A 1896-nucleotide genomic window follows, 5' to 3' on the forward strand; every position below is an offset into this window, starting at 1 on the left:
GCCGAGGAGATTCGGGCGGCGGGCTATGATCTCGCGGCCGATCTGGTGACCATGGCGGCGGCTGATTTATACGATGCGTCCCACTCCGAGCGTGGGGAAGGCCGGGCAATGTCGGAGTTTCTCTCAAGCTCTCTGGATTGAGCGAACGGGTTTTCTCCCCGATGATCCGCCCAAGGATGAGGACGAGCGATGTTGCTGCCCCTGATTTCTATCCTGGCTTGGCTGGTGATTTCCGGCTTAATCTTTGGCGGCGTTCTATCGGGATGGCGCGCACGCGGCAGTACGGTCGCCCGGATCTATTGCGGAATCACGGTTCTGGGAGCCATGGCCTGGGCCATTATCGGCTTCGCCAATTCCCTGCCGGTTATAGCGCTCGTCACGCCGCTGGTTCTGGCCTCGGTCCACGTCGTGGCCTTGCTTCAACCTCGGTCCTGGTGGGTGATGGCCGCCCTGTCGCTGATGATCGGCAATCTGATCTCGACAGCCCTGGGCATGGCCGTTCTTGGGATCGTTCCGACACCCGGCCATATGGTGGGTTTTCTGATCGGTGGCGGCCTGGTCTGGTTTGCCTGGAGCAAATCATTGGAACGGCGTAAAGCCCAAATCATGGCACCAGCCGGGCAATAATCAGCGTGTCCCTCCATCCTCCCCAAGCGGCAGGAAAACCACCGTCATGATGCGCCACGGTGTCGTCGCCATTGGACTGGTCGGGATGCTTTGGGGCGCTTCGGCCCAGGCGACCGAAACACGCCAATTGGGGAACGGTCATGTCCTGCGCCCTGTCTCCGGCTCCGTGCTGGAGATCAGGAGGGATGGCAAGCGCCTGTGGTCCTGTATCCCCAGAGACGGTGACCGCGAGGAAACGGAATGCAAGCTCGCCCGGATACTGCCCCGTATCATGGCTGGTGCCGTGCTGATCCATTCCGCCGACATCCGGGGGCGGGTACCCAATACCTGTACCTTGGTGGTTGCAGGCACGCGGTTGGAGACCCATTCCTATCCGTCCTGGCAGTCCTGCGCCGACACGGTCAAGGATGTGGACGGCGACGGCATCGGCGAATTCCTGACCCCATCGACCCATGTGCCGCGTTCACTGGGGGCCGAGGATGACTATCCCTTCAGCTTGGCGATCTCGAGCTTGAGATGGGCAATCATCGCCTCCATGCCCGAGTTCAAAGCACGGGCGGCGCGAAGCTCGGAGCGCCCGGCCAGAACCAGCGCCTTCAGCGCGGCAATGTCATCGGGAAGATCGGCGGGCTCGGTGTCCATGCCCGAATTTTGCCCCAACCACGCCGAAAAAGTCGCGAGGAATATTGCTCATAACATTGAATTTATTCATTAAATCTGGCATCATCGGATTGTCCGATGGAGCTTCAACCGGCGGCGGCCGGACGCCAGGTCGATTGCGGATTGCGCCAGTCAATACCGTCGAGCATGTAGGCCAACTGCGCCGAAGTGATCAACTGGCCAAGGATTTGAAGGAGTGGCTGCGGCGACGCGAGCAGACCGTCAGTTGGCCGGTCGCCACCAAGGGCTCTCCCTTCCGGGGCCTCCAGGCCTTCGGTGAAATCCATGCCGAGGTGTTCTTCGGCCGCCGCCGCGTGGTGAAGCGGGCCTTGGCCTGGTGGTGTTGACCCTACCCCCGTGAATGGCTCCAGGTTGAATGTAATAATTCAACCGACCATGAAGGGGACATTCCATGCCGAAAAAGAGACACACCGCCGAAGAGATCATCGGCAAGCTGCGTGAAGCGGACGTGCTTGTGGCGCAAGGCCGGAAGGTGGCCGACGTCGCCAAGGCTTTGGCGGTAACGGAGGTTACGTACTACCGCTGGCGCCAGGAATACGGTGGGATGAAGGTCTCACAGGCCAAGCGGCTCAAGGAGCTTGAGCGCGA

Annotated in this window: 4 protein-coding genes; all 4 read left to right on the forward strand. The window is 60.9% G+C overall.

Going from position 1 to position 1896, the window contains the following annotated elements:
* The first annotated feature begins 189 nt into the window (after nt 1–189).
* Nucleotides 190–627 (forward strand): hypothetical protein, encoded by a 438-nt coding sequence (locus A6A04_RS20550; protein ID WP_068495895.1) that lies wholly within the window; start codon nt 190–192, stop codon nt 625–627.
* Nucleotides 628–673: 46 nt separating this feature from the next.
* Nucleotides 674–1342: a hypothetical protein gene (locus A6A04_RS20555; RefSeq protein WP_068495896.1), complete on the forward strand. Its 669-nt coding sequence runs from the start codon at nt 674–676 to the stop codon at nt 1340–1342.
* 61 nt (nt 1343–1403) lie between these two features.
* Complete coding sequence (locus tag A6A04_RS20560) at nt 1404–1634, forward strand: hypothetical protein (protein WP_068495897.1); 231 nt, start codon at nt 1404–1406, stop codon at nt 1632–1634.
* Nucleotides 1635–1699: 65 nt separating this feature from the next.
* The coding region (locus A6A04_RS20565) for a transposase (RefSeq protein ID WP_068495898.1) at nt 1700–1896 on the forward strand (197 nt) is incomplete at its 3' end.

The organism is Paramagnetospirillum marisnigri, assembly GCF_001650715.1.
Classification (GTDB): domain Bacteria; phylum Pseudomonadota; class Alphaproteobacteria; order Rhodospirillales; family Magnetospirillaceae; genus Phaeospirillum; species Phaeospirillum marisnigri.

Excerpts from the sequence above, each read along its gene's own strand:
- A6A04_RS20550 (WP_068495895.1), top strand. The coding sequence starts at position 190 with ATGTTGCTGCCCCTGATTTCTATCCTGGCTTGGCTGGTGATTTCCGGC.
- A6A04_RS20555 (WP_068495896.1), top strand. The coding sequence starts at position 674 with ATGATGCGCCACGGTGTCGTCGCCATTGGACTGGTCGGGATGCTTTGG.